This is a genomic window from Bradyrhizobium sp. JR4.1, assembly GCF_040548605.1.
GTDB lineage: Bacteria > Pseudomonadota > Alphaproteobacteria > Rhizobiales > Xanthobacteraceae > Bradyrhizobium > Bradyrhizobium canariense.
This window is the reverse complement of record NZ_JBEPRY010000015.1, coordinates 130,215-146,251: the sequence shown is the minus strand read 5'-3', so window position 1 is coordinate 146,251 and position 16,037 is coordinate 130,215. Positions and strand designations below refer to the sequence as shown.

Annotated in this window: 15 protein-coding genes; 11 read left to right on the top strand and 4 right to left on the bottom strand. The window is 64.4% G+C overall.

Annotated features, from left to right (window positions below; all coding sequences use genetic code 11):
• Nucleotides 1–18: 18 nt before the first annotated feature.
• Together hydA and ABIB90_RS26440 are read right to left on the bottom strand one after the other, a co-directional pair.
• The gene (gene hydA, locus ABIB90_RS26445; protein ID WP_007597060.1) at nt 19–1,473 is read right to left on the bottom strand and encodes a dihydropyrimidinase; all 1,455 of its coding nucleotides are present in this window, start codon (nt 1,471–1,473) and stop codon (nt 19–21) included.
• Nucleotides 1,474–1,586: 113 nt separating this feature from the next.
• The gene (locus tag ABIB90_RS26440) at nt 1,587–2,195 is read right to left on the bottom strand and encodes a TetR/AcrR family transcriptional regulator (protein ID WP_354201661.1); all 609 of its coding nucleotides are present in this window, start codon (nt 2,193–2,195) and stop codon (nt 1,587–1,589) included.
• Between the two features lie 101 nt (nt 2,196–2,296).
• On the opposite strand from ABIB90_RS26440, the gene ABIB90_RS26435 reads away from it, so the two are divergent.
• From ABIB90_RS26435 to ABIB90_RS26410, 6 genes are all read left to right on the top strand, one after another.
• The gene (locus ABIB90_RS26435) at nt 2,297–2,992 is read left to right on the top strand and encodes a PspA/IM30 family protein (protein ID WP_007597052.1); all 696 of its coding nucleotides are present in this window, start codon (nt 2,297–2,299) and stop codon (nt 2,990–2,992) included.
• A gap of 39 nt (nt 2,993–3,031) precedes the next feature.
• Entirely contained in the window at nt 3,032–3,307 is a 276-nt protein-coding gene (locus ABIB90_RS26430; protein ID WP_007597050.1) for a YiaA/YiaB family inner membrane protein, read from the top strand.
• A gap of 227 nt (nt 3,308–3,534) precedes the next feature.
• On the top strand, nt 3,535–4,599 hold the full coding sequence (locus ABIB90_RS26425) for an amidohydrolase family protein (RefSeq protein WP_007597048.1): 1,065 nt from the start codon (nt 3,535–3,537) through the stop codon (nt 4,597–4,599).
• A gap of 14 nt (nt 4,600–4,613) precedes the next feature.
• Nucleotides 4,614–5,726 carry an amidohydrolase family protein gene (locus ABIB90_RS26420; RefSeq protein WP_007597047.1) on the top strand — a complete coding sequence of 371 codons (1,113 nt, stop codon included), beginning with the start codon at nt 4,614–4,616 and terminating at the stop codon, nt 5,724–5,726.
• A gap of 15 nt (nt 5,727–5,741) precedes the next feature.
• Entirely contained in the window at nt 5,742–6,155 is a 414-nt protein-coding gene (locus ABIB90_RS26415; RefSeq protein ID WP_007597046.1) for a Rieske (2Fe-2S) protein, read from the top strand.
• Between the two features lie 71 nt (nt 6,156–6,226).
• On the top strand, nt 6,227–6,433 hold the full coding sequence (locus ABIB90_RS26410; protein WP_007615092.1) for a hypothetical protein: 207 nt from the start codon (nt 6,227–6,229) through the stop codon (nt 6,431–6,433).
• A 130-nt stretch (nt 6,434–6,563) separates the two neighbouring features.
• On the opposite strand, the gene ABIB90_RS26405 is transcribed toward ABIB90_RS26410, so the two are convergent.
• Nucleotides 6,564–7,409, bottom strand: coding sequence for an SDR family NAD(P)-dependent oxidoreductase (locus ABIB90_RS26405; RefSeq protein WP_007597044.1), 846 nt, complete (start codon nt 7,407–7,409; stop codon nt 6,564–6,566).
• 196 nt (nt 7,410–7,605) lie between these two features.
• Between ABIB90_RS26405 and ABIB90_RS26400 the strand changes: the two genes are divergently transcribed.
• From ABIB90_RS26400 to ABIB90_RS26385, 4 genes are all read left to right on the top strand, one after another.
• Nucleotides 7,606–9,102 carry an aldehyde dehydrogenase family protein gene (locus ABIB90_RS26400; RefSeq protein WP_007597043.1) on the top strand — a complete coding sequence of 499 codons (1,497 nt, stop codon included), beginning with the start codon at nt 7,606–7,608 and terminating at the stop codon, nt 9,100–9,102.
• 121 nt (nt 9,103–9,223) lie between these two features.
• Entirely contained in the window at nt 9,224–10,351 is a 1,128-nt protein-coding gene (locus ABIB90_RS26395) for an alkene reductase (RefSeq protein WP_354201660.1), read from the top strand.
• Between the two features lie 155 nt (nt 10,352–10,506).
• Nucleotides 10,507–11,010 carry a GFA family protein gene (locus ABIB90_RS26390; RefSeq protein WP_007597039.1) on the top strand — a complete coding sequence of 168 codons (504 nt, stop codon included), beginning with the start codon at nt 10,507–10,509 and terminating at the stop codon, nt 11,008–11,010.
• A 105-nt stretch (nt 11,011–11,115) separates the two neighbouring features.
• Nucleotides 11,116–12,777 carry a thiamine pyrophosphate-binding protein gene (locus ABIB90_RS26385; RefSeq protein WP_354201659.1) on the top strand — a complete coding sequence of 554 codons (1,662 nt, stop codon included), beginning with the start codon at nt 11,116–11,118 and terminating at the stop codon, nt 12,775–12,777.
• Nucleotides 12,778–12,938: 161 nt separating this feature from the next.
• On the opposite strand, the gene ABIB90_RS26380 is transcribed toward ABIB90_RS26385, so the two are convergent.
• Nucleotides 12,939–14,318, bottom strand: a complete 1,380-nt coding sequence (locus ABIB90_RS26380; RefSeq protein ID WP_354201658.1) for an LLM class flavin-dependent oxidoreductase — start codon at nt 14,316–14,318, stop codon at nt 12,939–12,941.
• Between the two features lie 241 nt (nt 14,319–14,559).
• On the opposite strand from ABIB90_RS26380, the gene ABIB90_RS26375 reads away from it, so the two are divergent.
• The gene (locus ABIB90_RS26375; RefSeq protein WP_354201657.1) at nt 14,560–15,969 is read left to right on the top strand and encodes a M20 family metallopeptidase; all 1,410 of its coding nucleotides are present in this window, start codon (nt 14,560–14,562) and stop codon (nt 15,967–15,969) included.
• Nucleotides 15,970–16,037: the final 68 nt, after the last annotated feature.

The following is a 16,037-nucleotide window of genomic DNA, read 5'->3' as shown; positions in this document are numbered from 1 at the left end:
CCCGTGCGGATCTCAGTCCTACGGCGTCACCGCTCCGCGGCGCACGGCGCGCGGGGCGGTCAGCTCTTTCCAAGTGGAATTGGCGACATGCACCGGCGAGAACGCCGGGCGCTCGACATAATGGCCGTCACCGGCCTCGGCGCGCAGATCGCCATCCTTCCAGACGATTCGGCCGCGCGACAGCGTCGCCGCCGGTCCGCCGGTGCAGGAAAAGCCCTCGAACACGTTGTAGTCGATCCGGCTCATCTGCCGCTTCGCGCTGATGGTCCTGCTCGCCTTGGGGTCCCAAACCACGACATCCGCGTCCGATCCGACGGCGACCGCGCCTTTGCGCGGATAGATGTTGAGGATGCGGGCGATGTTCGCCGAGGTCACCGCGACGAACTCTTCCTTGGTCAGCCGTCCTGTTGCAACGCCCGCTGTCCACAGCAGCGCAAGACGATCTTCGAGGCCGCCGGTGCCGTTCGGGATCTTTCTGAAATCGCCGAGCCCGAATCGTTTCTGCTCGGTAGTGAAGGCGCAGTGGTCGGTCGCGACCACTTGCAGCGAGCCGGCTTGGAGACCGGCCCAAAGACTATCCTGATGCGACCTGTCGCGGAACGGCGGCGACATCACGCGCTGCGCGGAATGATCCCAATCCTTGTTCTGATATTCACCGGCGTCCAGCAGCAAGTGCTGGATCAGCGGCTCGCCATAGACGCGCTTGCCAGCTGCGCGTGCCCGCGCGATCGCCTCATGCGCTTCGCGGCAGCTCGTGTGTACGATGTAGACTGGCGTCCCCGTCATGTCGGCGATCATGATGGCGCGGTTGGTGGCTTCGCCCTCGACCTCCGGTGGCCGTGAATACGCGTGTCCCTCTGGCCCGGTGACACCGCGCGCGATCAGCGCCTCCTGCATCAGGGCGACGACGTCGCCGTTCTCCGCATGCACGACGGGCATGGCGCCGAGATGGGCGCAGCGGGCGAACGAGTTGTAGAGCTCGTCGTCGTTCACCATCAGCGCGCCCTTGTAGGCCATGAAGTGCTTGAAGGTGTTGATGCCGTAGGTTTTGACCACGGTCTCCATCTCGTCATGGATCTGCTTCGACCAGGATGTTACGGCCATGTGGAAGCCGTAGTCGGAGGCCGCCTTCTCGGATTTGTGCCGCCACTCCTGATAGGCCGCGAGCATCGACTGGCCGGGATCGGGCAGACAGAAATCCACTACCATGGTGGTGCCACCGGCCAGCGCCGCCTTAGTCCCTGATTCGAAATCGTCCGCGGTGACAGTGCCCATGAACGGCATTTCGAGATGGGTGTGCGGATCGATGCCGCCCGGGATGACGTAGGCGCCGCCGGCATCGATGATCTCGCTGCCGGTGGGCGCGTCGAGCGATTGCCCGACCGCGACGACGGTCGCGCCGTCGATTAGCACGTCCGCGCGGCGCGAATGATCATGATTGACGACGGTGCCGCCGCGGATGAGGAGGGGCATTGGATGCTCCGGAGAGGGAAGTGGACCTCGCGAAGCTAAGCGCGCTGCATGGGATGTGACAGGTGAAATTTTAGCCAGTCGCCGCCGACAGTTGAGCTGTGCGCTCTCAGCCTCTACGCCGCCCGCGCGATCAGCCCGTCGATCATCGCGCGCACCAAGCCCGCGATTTCCGCCCGAAGCGCCGGTAGCGGTACCGCGACCAGCTTCTGCTCCAGCCCCAGCGCCGCCATGCCATGCACCGCCGAGAACAGGCTGCGCGCAGTGATGCCGAGCTCCTCCCGACCGCGTTTTGGAAACAGCGCGGCCAGCGGCTCGTGGACGTGGCGGAACAGCTGCATCTGGTCGTCGATGGACCAATCAGGAAGGGGCTTGTCGGCGTCCATGCGGTGCTCGAACAGAGCGCGCCACAGTTCGAGATTTTCCGCGGCGAAATCGCAATAGGCGAGGGCGATGCGGACCAGCCTCCCCTGCGGCGACGGCTCGCCCGCGCTTTCCGCCGTGCTCAGGGCCTGGTCGAGCCGAAGCAAAGTGCGCGAGCCCACGCGCAGGATCAGCTCGTCCACATCGGCGACGAGATTGTAGACCGCGCCGTTGGCGCAGCCGATCTCGCGGGCGAGATCGCGGGTTTTCAGGCCCGCCAATCCCTTCTCGGCGATCATTCGTTCCGCCGCCAAGATCAGATCGGATCGAAGTTTCTCTCTGCGTTCCAATGCCTTAGCCATTTGCAATCAAATTTCTGAGCGCTGCTCAAACATTTCTTGAACGAAGTTCAAGTTTCTTGCTACAAACAAACGTGAGCAGCGCTCATAACAGGGAGCCAACAATGTTCAAGACCGTAGTGACACTTTTCCGCGGCAGCGTGGCCGCCGCCGGCGAGGAGCTGGAAGACCGGACGGCCCTTCTGATCCTCGATCAACAGATGCGCGACGCGGCAGCCGCCCTCGAGCGTGGCAAACGGACCCTGGCGCTGGCGATCGCGCAGGACCAGCAAGAAGGTCGCAAGCTCGAGGCGACCGTCGCCCGCATCGCCGATCTCGAGACGCGCGCGGTTGCGGCGCTCGACGGCGGCCGCGAGGATCTCGCCAACGATGCCGCCGAAGTCATCGCAGGCCTGGAGGCCGATCGCGATGCAGCGCTGACGGCACGCGCCTTGTTCGCAACCGAGATTGCGCGGCTGAAGCGGCACGTCGCAAGCGCGCAAGCCCGCATCACCGAGCTCGACCGCGGCCGCCGCGTCGCCCGTGCCTCGGAAGCGGTGCGCTCGCTTCGCCGCAGCGGCATCGAGGCGGCACGCCCCTACGAATCCACGCTGCCGGAGGCGGAGAGCACTTTGAGGCGTCTTCGTGAGCGGCAGATGGAAGCCCAGGCCGCTGACGACGCGCTGGTCGAGCTCGACGCGGCCACCGGCCCGCGCGCCACCGCCGAAAAACTCGCCGAGCAGGGTTTTGGCCCCCGGCTCAAGACGACCGCAGACGACGTGCTGGCGCGGTTGAAGTCCAAGCGCACGCCGACTGTCTGATCCCGAACCCATCGTCATTCGAACCAACAGGAGACCATCATGAACCAGAATGGCCAGCCCCACAGCGGCGCCTGGGTGACCTTCACTTACGTGTCCTTCGCAGCCTCCGCCTTTCTCGTCGCCATCGGCATCTTCTTCCTGCCGATCGATTTCTGGATGAAGGGCTATCTCACCATGGGTGTTGTGATGCTGATCCAGACCTGCGTCACCCTGACCAAGACCATCCGCGACAATCACGAAAGCAGCCGGATGGTAAACCGCATCGAGGATGCCAAGGCGGAACGTCTGCTGATGGAAGTCTCCAAGGCCGCTTGACGGGCATAGACAATCCGCAAGGAAGCAGCGGAGCAATGCGCTCCGCGGCTTCGGCGCCGGAACGCATGTCGCCACACCTCATATCGCGCCTGCGAAATGCAACAGAGCCATGACGATCGCGCGGGCGTGCGCTCTTGCGCAACCGCACGGGCAGGGGCAGTCTTCACAGGCGGCGCACAAGAACGCCGCCAATAAGATGTGCTTACAAGATCTCGGCGAGGAACCTCATGGCAGCGACGCGGATCGACTGCGACATCCACCCGGCGGTTGGTGGCACGCGCACGACGCTACTGCCCTATCTCAGCGATCACTGGAAAGAGCAGGTCGTGAGCCGCGCCATCGACGGGCTCGATCTCACCTCCTATCCGCCCAGCATGCCGCTAAGCGGCCGCGCCGACTGGCGTCCGGCGAACGGCACAAAGCCCGGTTCCGATCTCGCGATGGTGCAGAAGGGCGCGTTCGAGCAGTTGGGTGCCAGTCACGCGATCATCAACGTGCTCTATGGCGCGCAGGCCGTGTTCGACCCCTACATGGCGGCCGACTTCTGCAAGGCGATCAACGACTGGATCGCCACTGAGTGGCTGTCGCGCGATCCGCGCTTGCGTGCCTCGATCGTGGTGCCGATGCAGGACCCGGATCTGGCGGTCGAGGAGATCGAGCGCCGCGCCGGCGATCACCGCTTCGTCTCTATCCTCGTGCTGGCGCAGGGCGAGACGCTCTTGGGACGGCGGCATTTCTGGCCGGTCTATCGGCTCGCGGAAAAGTACAAGCTGCCGCTCGCGATCCACGCCGGCACGCAATATCGGCAGGCGCCGAGCTCGGCCGGATGGCCGTCGCACCGCTACGAATATTACTTCGTCGAGGCACAGGCATTTCAGGCGCAGATCTTGAGCCTGATCTATGAGGGCGTGTTCGGCAAGTTTCCGAATCTCAAAGTCGTGCTGATGGAATCCGGCGTGAGCTGGCTGCCGGCCTTCATGTGGCGAGCCAACAAGACCTGGCGCGGGGTGCGCGTCGAGGTGCCCTGGGTCGAGCGCGAGCCGGCTGCGATTATTCGCGACAATTTTCGCGTCACCATGCAGCCGTTCGATGCGCCGGGTGACGTCAGAAGCGTTGAGGAGATCATCGACCAGATCGGTTCTGAGAAGATGTTCCTGTTCGCGTCCGACTATCCGCATTGGCAGTTCGACGGCGACGATCCGATCCCGCCGAACCTGCCGAACAGCATCATCTCGAAGATGTGCGTGGACAACCCGCTGGAGACGTTTCCGCGGCTGTCGCTCGCTAACTGACCTTGGAGGTTTGCATGAGTGAGGTCATCGACCGCCCGCTGCGGGAAGACGAGAAGCCCGCCGCTTCGCGGCTGCGCATCGTCGATTGCGACGTCCATCCGAGTCTGCATTCGTTCGACGATCTCAACGAGTTCCTGCCAAAGCGCTGGCAGCAGCATCTGAAGGAATATGGCAGCCATTTGCGCACGCCCTATCTGTTCACCACGCCCTATCCGCGCTCTTCGCCGCTGATCGCGCGCCGCGATGCGTGGCCGCCGACGGGCGGGCCGCCCGGTTCGGATCTCGCCTTCATGCAGAAGCAGCATCTCGATCCGCTCGACGTCGAGTTCGGGATTTTGCAGGTGCTCGATCTCTTCATCTTCTCGCAGCAGAACCTCGAATTCGGCGCCGCAATCCAGCGTGCCATCAACGATTGGCAGCTGGCGTTCTGGTCGCATCGCGACCCGCGCCTGAAGGCTTCGATCCTGGTCGGGCAGGACGGTGTTGATCTCGCCATCGCCGAGATCGAACGCTGCGCGAAAATCGGCGAATACGTCCAGATCAACGTCTCGCCGCGCGCCAACGAGCCGCTGGGCCGTCGCCGCTACTGGCCGATCTACGAGCGTGCCCAGGAACTAGGTCTGCCGCTCGGCATCCATGTCGGCGGCTATGGCGGGCATGCGCCGACCGGTGGCGGCTGGCCGTCCTATTACGTCGAGGAACACCAGTCCAACGCGCACACCATTGCGGCGCAGCTTGCCAGTCTCGTGATCGAGGGTGTGCCGGAGCGTTTTCCGAAATTGAAGTTTGTCTTCATCGAGGGCGGCTTCGGTTGGATTCCGTCCGCGGTGTGGCGAATGGACCAGCATTTCGAGCGCTTCCGCAGCGAGGTGCCGCATCTCAAGCGCAAGCCGTCGGAATATGTCCGCGGGCATTTCTGGTTCACGACGCAACCGATCGACGAGCCTGACGAAGCCCGCCACCTGCGCTCTCTGATCGAATGGGTTGGCATCGATCGTCTCCTGTTCTCGTCGGACTATCCGCACTGGGATTTCGACGATCCGCGCTTCGCCTTCAAGACGCCGCTGACGGAGGCCGAGCGAAAGAAGATCTTCAGCACCAATGCCCGCGCGGTCTACAAGTTCTGAGAAGGTCTGCACGGTATGGCCCGTCACATCGTCGCGTCCACCTCGGAGATCCCACCCGGTGGCAACAAGGTGGTCGATGTCGCCGGCCGCGACATCGTCGTGTTCCACGTCCATGGCGAGTTCTTCGCGCTGCTGAACCGCTGCCCGCACGAAGGCGCGCCGCTGGAGAAAGCGGCGTGCGTGGCGCGGCTGACCTCGCCCGAGCCCGGCATCTATCAGCGCTCGCGCGTCGGCGAGATGCTGCGCTGTCCCTGGCACGGCTGGGAGTTCGACATGCGCAACGGCCAGTCGTGGTTCGATCCGAAGCGCGTCAAGATAAGGTCATATCCGGTCGCTGTGGAGCGCGGCGAGGAACTCCAGAAAGGCCCGTATGTTGCCGAGACCTTTCCGGTGCATGTCGAGGACAGCTACGTGATTGTGGAGGTCTGAGCAGCCGTTTCGGATTGTGATTTTGCCGCAGGTGGGATAAGCCTCGCCCGCATTTATGGCGGAGACGAGCTTTGTCGAAACAATCCCTGCGTGAGGAGGCCGAGCGCCTGATCCGCGAATCGATGGAAAAGAAAACCGTCGTCGTCAAGCAGGGTGATACCCGCATCGAGGCCGTCTGCGGTAAATGCGGCGCCCCGAACCGTGTGCAGGCGCCAAAGGGCCAGACCCGCATCAAGTTCGCCTGCAAGAATTGCGGGCATCAGCAAGAGACGCTGTAGAGCGCCCCCTGTGTAAACCCTCATCCTGAGGAGCCCGCCGGAAGCGGGCGTCTCGAAGGATCGAGGCCCAACCGGGCCTGCATCGTTCGAGACGCGCGTTCCGCGCTCCTCACCATGAGGATCAAACAGCCTAATTCCCCTTCACGAACTTCGCGAATGCATCCGCATGGTCCGGATGCCAGCGTGACAGCGGAGGGCGGTTCTCCACGATGTCACCGGCGGCCCACAGCATGCGCTTTTCGTCGAGCGCGCGCGGGACGTCGTTGTCCGGGCACAGGATGTAGAAATCGCCGGCCTCCAGCCGCGCCAACATGAAATCCACGGTCTGCTCGGCCGTCCAGGCGCCGGCCGGCTTCTCTGTCCGGCCCTTCGCGGTAAGGGCCGTGAAGACGAAGCCGGGAATCAGCAGATGCGCGGTGATGCGGCAACCCGCAGTGTTCCGCAACTCGTGCTGCAGCGCTTCCGTAAAGGCCTTCACGCCGGCCTTGGAGACGTTGTAGGCGGGATCGCCGGGCGGGGTGGTGATGCCCTGCTTCGAGCCGGTGTTGATGATGAGCCCCGCCCTGCCGCGCGCGATCATGTTGGGCGCGAAGATGCGCGAGCCAGTGATGATGCCCCACATGTTGACGCCGATAATGCGCTGCCAATTGTCGGGTTCGCCGAACAACGTGCTGCCGGGCTGGATGCCCGCATTGTTCATGAGGATGTCGGTGCCGCCGAAGCGCTCGCGCACGGCGCGCTCGAGTTCCGCCACGCTCTCGGCCTTGCTGACGTCGATCGCGAAGGGCATCACATGTGTGGCGGACGTCAGGGATGAGAGTCTTGTTGCGGCGTCCGCCAGCCGCGTTTGATCCACATCGGCGATACACACTTTCATGCCGTTCCGCGCGAAGGCTGCTGCGGCGGCGAATCCGATGCCGGACGCACCGCCGGTGATCACGGCTACATTGTCTTTGACGATCGCGGGATGCGGCATGGTTCGGTCTCCGGGGGAGGGGCTCGGTCGTGCCATAACACGACACTTGCGCGACCCTGCACAAGTCGGCATGGGAGGTCTTCGTTCCGCACCGACTTTGCGCCTCTCCTTTACGCCTGTCCGGCATCGCAGTATTCTATCGACCTAACGATCCCGCCCAGATCGAACCAATCAATCATTGACAGGGAGTTCAGCCATGGCTGTGTCGCAGGCTATTCCAATCACGCGCCACCCGTTCGCCAACGGGTCCTACAAGCAGATGCTGATCGACGGGAAGTGGGTCGATGCTGCCTCCGGCAAGCGCTTCGAGACCCATAACCCCGCGACCGGCGAACTGCTCGCAACCGTTGCCGAGGGCGACAAGGAAGATATCGACCGTGCGGTCGCTGCCGCTCGCCGCGCCTTCGAAGGGCCCTGGAGCAAGGTCAAGCCGTTCGAGCGGCAGAACCTGCTGCTGAAGCTTGCCGACCTCGTCGAGAAGAATTTCGACGAATTGTCGCAGCTCGACACGCTCGACATGGGCGCGCCGCTCAGCCGTACCCGCGCCTATCGTCTGCGCGCCGTCGGCATGTTGCGCTATTATGCCGGCCAGACCACAGCGATCCATGGCGAGACCATCGAGAACTCGCTGCCCGGCGAAATCTTCTCCTACACACTGAAGGAGCCGATCGGCGTCGTCGGCGCCATCATTCCCTGGAATGGTCCGCTGACCGCGACGATCTGGAAGATCGGCCCGGCGATCGCGACCGGCTGCACCGTCGTGCTCAAGCCCGCCGAAGAAGCGCCGCTGACGTCGCTGCGCATCGCCGAGCTCGCGATGGAAGCGGGCGTCCCGCCCGGCGTCATCAATGTCGTGCCTGGCTTTGGCGAGACCGCGGGCGCGGCGCTTGCCGCACATCACGACGTCGACAAGGTTGCCTTCACCGGCTCGCATGTCACGGGCCAGTCGATCATTCGCGCCTCGGCCGGCAACCTCAAGCGTGTCTCGCTCGAGCTCGGCGGCAAGTCGCCGGACATCGTGTTCGCGGACGCCGATCTCGATGCCGCCGTGCCGGGCGCCGCGATGGCGGTGTTCGCCAATTCGGGGCAAATCTGCAGCGCCGGCACCCGGCTGTTCGTCGAGCAGTCGATCTACGAGGAGTTCGTCGGCCGCGTCGCCGAGTTCGGCAAGAAGCTGCAAGTGGGCAACGGTCTCGACCCCAACACCCAGATCGGACCGCTGGTGTCCGAGCAGCAGCTCGAGCGCGTCACCAGCTATCTCGACATCGGCCAGAAGGAAGGCGCCAAGGCGCTCGCCGGCGGTGGCCGCGTCACCGAAGGCGCGCTTTCAAAAGGCTTCTTCGTCTCGCCGACGGTGTTCGCGGGCGTCCAGGACAATATGCGGATCGCGCAGGAGGAGATCTTTGGACCCGTCATCTCCGCGATCGCATTCAAGGACATGGACGAGCTGGTCAAGCGCGCCAACGCCACCACGTTCGGTCTCGGCTCGGGCCTGTGGACACGGGACGTCAGCAAGGCGCATGCGGTTGCGAAGCGCCTGCGCGCCGGCTCGGTGTGGGTGAATTGCTACCAGGCGATGGACCCGGCAGTCCCCTTCGGCGGCTACAAGATGAGCGGCTACGGCCGCGAATCCGGCAAGCAGCACGTCGAGGAATATCTCAACGTGAAGGCGGTGTGGATCAAGACGGGCTGAGGTCTGTTCTCTTCGCGGATTCCGTGGCAGGGAATATCTGCTTTTGTGGGGGCGGCGCCTTTTCGGGTGGCCGCCCCTCGCTATATGACGCGCATCCTTCCTTAGCCATTCTGGAACCAGCATGAAATTCGAGGCGTTGTTTCAACCGTTGCAGGTCGGTCCGTACAAGCTCGCGCATCGCGTCGCGATGGCGCCATTGACGCGCATGCGGGCCGAGCGCGAGAGCTTTTCGCCGCGGCCGCTCAACGCCGAATATTACGGTCAGCGCGCCACTCAAGGCGGCCTGATCATCGCCGAGGCCTCGCCCGTGCTCTCGCACGGCCGCGGCAATCCGGCGACGCCTGGCATCTATTCGGAGACGCAGATCGCGGGCTGGCGCAAGGTGGTCGACACCGTGCACGCCAAGGGCGGCATCATCTTTCTCCAGCTCTGGCATGTCGGCCGCGTCTCGCATTCCTCCTTCCACGGCGGGGAGCTGCCGGTCTCGGCCTCGGCGATCCCGATCAGGGCCGAAGGCATGAAGGCAATGACCGCCGACGGCAAGATCTCCGACTACGAGACGCCGCGCGCGCTGGACACGGACGAGGTCAAGGGCATCGTCGAGGCGTTCAGGCAGGGCGCGAAGAACGCGTTGGCCGCCGGGTTCGACGGTGTCGAGATCCACGGCGCCAACGGCTATCTGCTCGAGCAATTCCTGCAATCACGCAGCAACCAGCGCACCGATCAATATGGCGGTTCGATCGAGAACCGCGCGCGGCTTCTGCTCGAAGTGACCGAGGCCGCGATCGGGGTCTGGGGCGCGGGCCGCATCGGCGTGCGGCTGTCGCCCCACGGCATTGCCAATGATTCCGGCGAGCCCGATCCGATGCCGCTCTACACGCACGTGGTCAAGGCGCTTGACAAGCTCGGTCTAGCCTATCTGCATTTCATCGAACCGCGCTCCAGCGGCTCGGGGCGCGCAGAAGTCAATTGGCAGAACGTGCCCTCGGCGATGCTGCTGTTCCGGCCGCTCTACGGCGGCGTGCTGATGACGGCCGGTGGCTTCAGCGGCGAAACCGCGAATGCGGCGATCGCCGATGGCCACGCCGACCTCATCGCCTTCGGCCGCATCTTCATCTCCAACCCCGATCTGCCGCGGCGCCTGCAGCACGATTACCCTCTCACGCCGTATAACCGTACGACATTCTATGGTGGCGAGGAGAAGGGCTATACGGATTATCCCGTGTATGACGAACTGACGCCGGTCTGACACTGCTGTAGCCCGGATGAGCGAAGCGATATCCGGGGTCTTCACCCAAGCTCTGGTCTTCCCGGATGTCGCTTCGCTCATCCGGGCTACGGAGTTATTGTGTTGCCCCGACGGACACCACGAATTTCGTCATTGCGAGCGATGGGGGAAGTGCTATGGCCAAAGCCGCAGCCGCCGCAGGTATAGCCACCGGGCAATGCCTCTGCGGCAAGGTCACCTTCGAGATCGACGTGCCCGCACGCTGGGCCTGGCACGATCACTCCGCCGCCAGCCGTCGCGCCCACGGCGCCGCCTATGCAACCTATGTCGGAAGCTGGAAGAAGCGGTTTCGCATCACCGCAGGCAAGACGGCGCTGACCCGCTACGAGGACAAGGCAACGAAGACCGCGCGCAGCTTCTGCGCGCATTGCGGCACGCCGATCACGTACGAGCGCCCGCGCGGGCCGCATATGGTCAACATCCCCCGTGCGCTGTTCAGGGAACGCACCGGCCGCCAGCCGCTCTATCACATCGCCATCGAAGAGCTGCAGGAATGGGCCTATACCGGCGAGCCGCTGGTGCCGTTGAAAGGTTTTCCCGGTGTGGTCTGGCAGCGCTCGAAAAAGAAGAAGCGGGCGGGCGGGGAGGATCCGTTCGAGCTGGGGCGCGAGGAGATGTAGCGCCCGCCCACGCAACGCAGCCATGACTGCGCTTCCTTGCGCGCCTCCCGCGATTTCGGCCATCATGCGCCCGTCCTTGCGGCAACGTCCGCCTCTGGAGGAAGCATGAAGAACAAGATCACCGGCCGCTCCGCCTTTCTCGCGTTGCTCAAGGACGAGGGCATCACGCATCTGTTCGGCAATCCCGGCACCACCGAGCTACCGATCATGCATGCGCTGAAGGACCATCCTGATCTCACCTATGTGATGGCGATGCAGGAGAGTCTGGTGGTGGCGATCGCGGATGGCTACAGCCGCGCCTCCGGAAAGCTCGTCGCCTGCAACGTCCATGTTGCGCCCGGCCTCGGCAACGCGATGGGCTCGCTCTACAACGCCCAGTTCACGGGCACGCCGATGATCCTGACCGCGGGTCAGCAGGAGCAGGGCCACGGCCTGATGGAGCCGGTGCTGTACGGACCGCTGGTCCGCATGGCCGAGCCGCTGGTGAAATGGGCGGTCGAGGTGACGCGCCTCGAGGATCTGCCGCGCATCGTGCGCCGCGCCGCCAAAGTCGCGACCACGCCGCCGACCGGGCCGGTGTTCATTTCGTTGCCCGGCGACATCCTCAACAGCGAGGCCGGGATCGATCTCGGCCGCTCCACCCGCATTGATGCCCGCACAAGGCCATCGGATGAGGCACTAAACGCGTTCGCCGCGCGGCTGCTCAGGGCCGAGCGTCCCGTGATCGTCACCATGGACGAGGTGGTGAAGAGCGGCGCGCTGAAGGAGGCCGCCGAACTCGCCGAGGTGCTCGGTGCGGCTGCCTACCAATCCTCGACGCCCTATGGCTCGCACTTCCTCTCGGAGAGCCCGAGCTTCGTCGGCACGTTGGCACGTGTCCAGAAAGTCGCGCGCGACACACTTGCGGCCTACGACCTCTTGATCGCGCTCGGCGGCGATCCCTTGCGAATGTCGGTCTACAGCGAGGTCGATGCGCTGCCGGAGGGCCTTGGCATCGTGCAGATCGGCCTCGGCGATTGGGAGATCGCCAAGAATTACGGTGCCGAGATCGCGCTGAAGGCGGATTTGAAGGAAACGCTGCGCGCGCTGATCCCGGTGCTGAAGGAGATGGGCGGCGCTGCCCTGGCGCAACGTGCGAAGCAACGTCTCGCCGAGCTTGCGCCGAAGAACTGGACCGCGCGGCGCACCGCGCTGGTCGAGCAGATCGGCAAGGCCGCGGACCGCAGCCCCATCGATCCGGACTGGCTGGTGCTGCAAATGGTGGAGGCCATGCCCGCCAATGCCATCCTCGTCGACGAAGGCCTCACCTCGAGCCGCCAGATCACGGCGCTCCGTGCGCACCGCGACCGCTTCGGCTATCACGGCCTTGCCTCGGGCGGCATTGGCTGGGGCCTGCCGGCCTCCGTCGGCGCCAGCATCGCCAATCCCGATCGCCCCGTGGTCTGCTTCTCCGGCGACGGCAGCGCGATGTATTCAATCCAGTCGCTGTGGACGGCAGCGCATCACAAGCTGCCGCTCAATGTGGTCATTGCCAACAATGGCGGCTATCGCATCATCAAGCAGCGTCTGCTCGCCTTCCATGGCGACGACAATTACGTCGGCATGGATTTTGTCGATCCGCCGGTGGATTTCGCGGGCGTGGCGAAGGCACTGGGATGCGAGGCGATCAAGGTCAGCGATCCCCGCGAGTTGAAGGCGACGCTGGCGTCGGCGTTTGGCCGGCCGGGGACGAAACTGATCGAGGTGATGGTGGACGGGAAGGTGTGAGGCAGCGTCACTTGCGGCGCTGATGCCCGCCACGTTCTCAGTCGTCATCACCCGCGAAGGCGGGTGATCCAGTATTCCAGAGGCGGCGGTGATTGAGTCGAGACGCTGCGGCGTACTGGATGCCCCGGTCAAGCCGGGGCATGACAGCGTACCTTAAGACGCTACCCCTTCCTCCCCACCCTGAACCCCGCCGCCGGATGCGGCGCCACCAGCCTTGCCCGCCCGTCACCGAACAGCTTCTCGCGCAGCGTGCCCTGCGCGTACTCCGCCTTGTACCGCCCACGGCGCGTCAGCTCCGGCACCAGCATATCGGCGATGTCCTCGAAATCGCCGGGTGAGATCGCGAAGGCGACGTTGAGACCGTCGACATCGGTCGCCTCGAACCACGCCTCGATCTTGTCCGCGACCATCTCCGGCGTGCCGACCACGACGGGGCCGGCGCCGCCGACGCCGACATGCTCGATGACGTCGCGCACGGTCCAGACGCGATCGGGATCGGCGCGGGTGACGTTATCGAGTGCGCTGCGACCGGCGTCGTTCTGGACATGACGCACCTGCTGGTCGAGCTCGTAGCCGGAGAAGTCGATTCCGGTCCATCCCGACATCAGCGCCAGCGCGCCCTCCGGGCTGATGTGGCGGCGATAGTCGGCATATTTTTCGTTCGCCTCGGCCTCCGTCCGCCCGAGGATGATCGTCATCATCGAGAACATCAGGATTTCCGCCGGATTGCGGCCGAACGCGGCGGCCTCCTGACGGATCGCCGACACGCGCGGCGCGATCACCTTGGCCGACGGTCCCGACATGAACACGCATTCGGCGTGCTGTGCTGCGAACTTCCGTCCGCGCGGCGAGGTGCCGGCCTGGTACAGCACCGGCGTGCGCTGCGGCGACGGTTCGCTGAGATGAATGGTGTTGTTGATGCGCCAGTTCGCGCCCTCGTGGTTGACGCGATGAACTTTTGAGGGATCGGTGAAGATGCCGCGCGTGCGGTCGCGCAGCACGGCGTCGTCTTCCCAGCTCCCTTCCCAGAGCTTGTAGACGACCTCCATATATTCGTCCGCGATCTCATAGCGGTCGTCGTGCCCGATCTGCTTGTCCTTGCCGGCGCCGCGCGCGGCGCTGTCGAGATAGCCGGTGACGACATTCCAGCCGATACGTCCCTCGGTGAGATGATCGAGCGTCGACATCCGCCGCGCGAACGGATAGGGCGGCTCGAAGGAGAGATTGCTGGTGACGCCGAAGCCGAGATTCTGCGTGACCGCCGCCATTGCCGATAGCAGCAGCAGCGGATCGTTCGACGGCGACTGGGCTGCGTTGCGCAAGGCTGCGTCAGGGCTGTTGCCGTAGACGTCATACACGCCGAGCACGTCGGCCAGGAACAGTCCGTCGAAACGGCCGCGCTCCAGCGTTTTGGCAAGGTCGATCCAGTAGGGCAGGCGGTTATATTCGGCAGTGCGGTCGCGCGGATGGGTCCACAGGCCCGGTGATTGGTGCGCGACGCAATTCATCGCAAATGCATTGAGCCTGATCTGCTTGGCCATGATGGTCCCCCGGCGCCCTGTACCGGGCGCTCTTCGAATGATAGAGCTGCGCCCGAACTTGGCGAAGTTCTTGCATATAGCGCGACGTTGGCAAGGCCCAAATCAGCGGCGCTGCCGCGCTTGGCAAGCCAATCTCAAGAGAGCAAGAACGAAATCCCAAGACTATCGAAGTCCCCGCCACTTTCGGAGGCCTGCCCGTATCGGGTATGCTCCTTCGCCTCGCAACCTAAAAAAGAAAATAATGACCAGAGCCGATGCCATCGCCCGCGCCCGTGACGATTTCAAATCCGGCGCGTTCCTCGCTGAACTCGACCGCCGCGTCGCCTACCGGACCGAGAGCCAGAATCCGAACCGGAGTGTCGAGCTGCGCGCCTATCTGGAACAGGAGATGGTGCCCGCTTTCGCCGCGCTCGATTTCGAAAGCCGGATGATCGAATCTCCCAGCGGCAAGGCGCCGTTCCTGTTCGCCGAACACCGCGAGAGCGAGACGGCGCCGACCGTGCTGATCTACGGCCATGGCGACGTCGTCGACGGCATGGAAGGCGAGTGGCGCGACGGCCGCGATCCCTGGCGCACCACGGTTTCGGGCACACGTCTTTACGGTCGCGGCACCGCCGACAACAAGGGCCAGCACAGCATCAACATGGCCGCACTCCGCGCGGTGCGCGAGGCCCGCGGCGGCAAGCTCGGCTTCAACGCCAAGTTCATCCTCGAGATGGGCGAGGAGATCGGCTCGCCGGATCTCGGCAAGGTCTGCGATCTCCATCGCGATGCGCTCAAGGCCGATCTGTTCATGGCCTCCGACGGGCCGCGCCTGTCCGCCGACCGTCCGACCCTGTTCCTCGGCTGCCGTGGCGGCATCCGCATTCATCTCGATGTGAACCTTCGCGACGGCGGCCATCACTCCGGCAATTGGGGCGGCGTGCTCGCCAACCCCGCGACCATTCTGGTCAACGCGATCTCGACGCTGGTCGACGGCCACGGCCGCCTTCAGCTGGACGCGCTGAAGCCGCCGCGCCTCACCAACCAGATCCGCAGCTATCTTGCGGACGTGCAGGTGGTGCCGACCGAGGACGAGCCGGCGTTAACCGAGAACTGGGGCGAGGAGGGTCTTTCGGCGGCCGAGCGGCTCTATGCCTGGAACACGCTCGAAGTGCTGGCGATGTCGTCGGGCAATATCGAGAAGCCGGCCAACGCCATTCCCGGCCACGCCAATGCCGTGCTGCAACTGCGTTTCGTGGTCGGCACCAAGATCGATGGGCTGATCGAGGCGGTTCGCGCGCATCTCGTCGCAAAGGGCTTTCCGATGGTCGAGGTCCGGGCGGCGCAGAGCTTTGCCGCCTCGCGCACGGATTTCGACAGCCCCTGGATCACATGGGCGGCGGATTCGGTGCGCCAGACCACCGGCAAAGTGCCGGCGGTGCTGCCGAATTTCGGCGGCTCGTTGCCCAACGACGTGTTCTCCGAGATATTGGGCCTGCCGACGATCTGGGTGCCGCACTCCTATCCCGGCTGCTCCCAGCATGCGCCCAATGAGCACATCCTGCTGCCATTGACCGAAGAGGCCTTGACGGTGATGGCCGGCCTGTTCTGGGATCTCGGGGAATTGCCAAGCGCGCTAACAAGACCGCTAACGCGCCCGCCGGCCTGAGCCGTTAACCGGAGCCGCGATCCAGCCAAAAGTCACATTCTATTCCAACCCAATTTGTGCTTGCATCC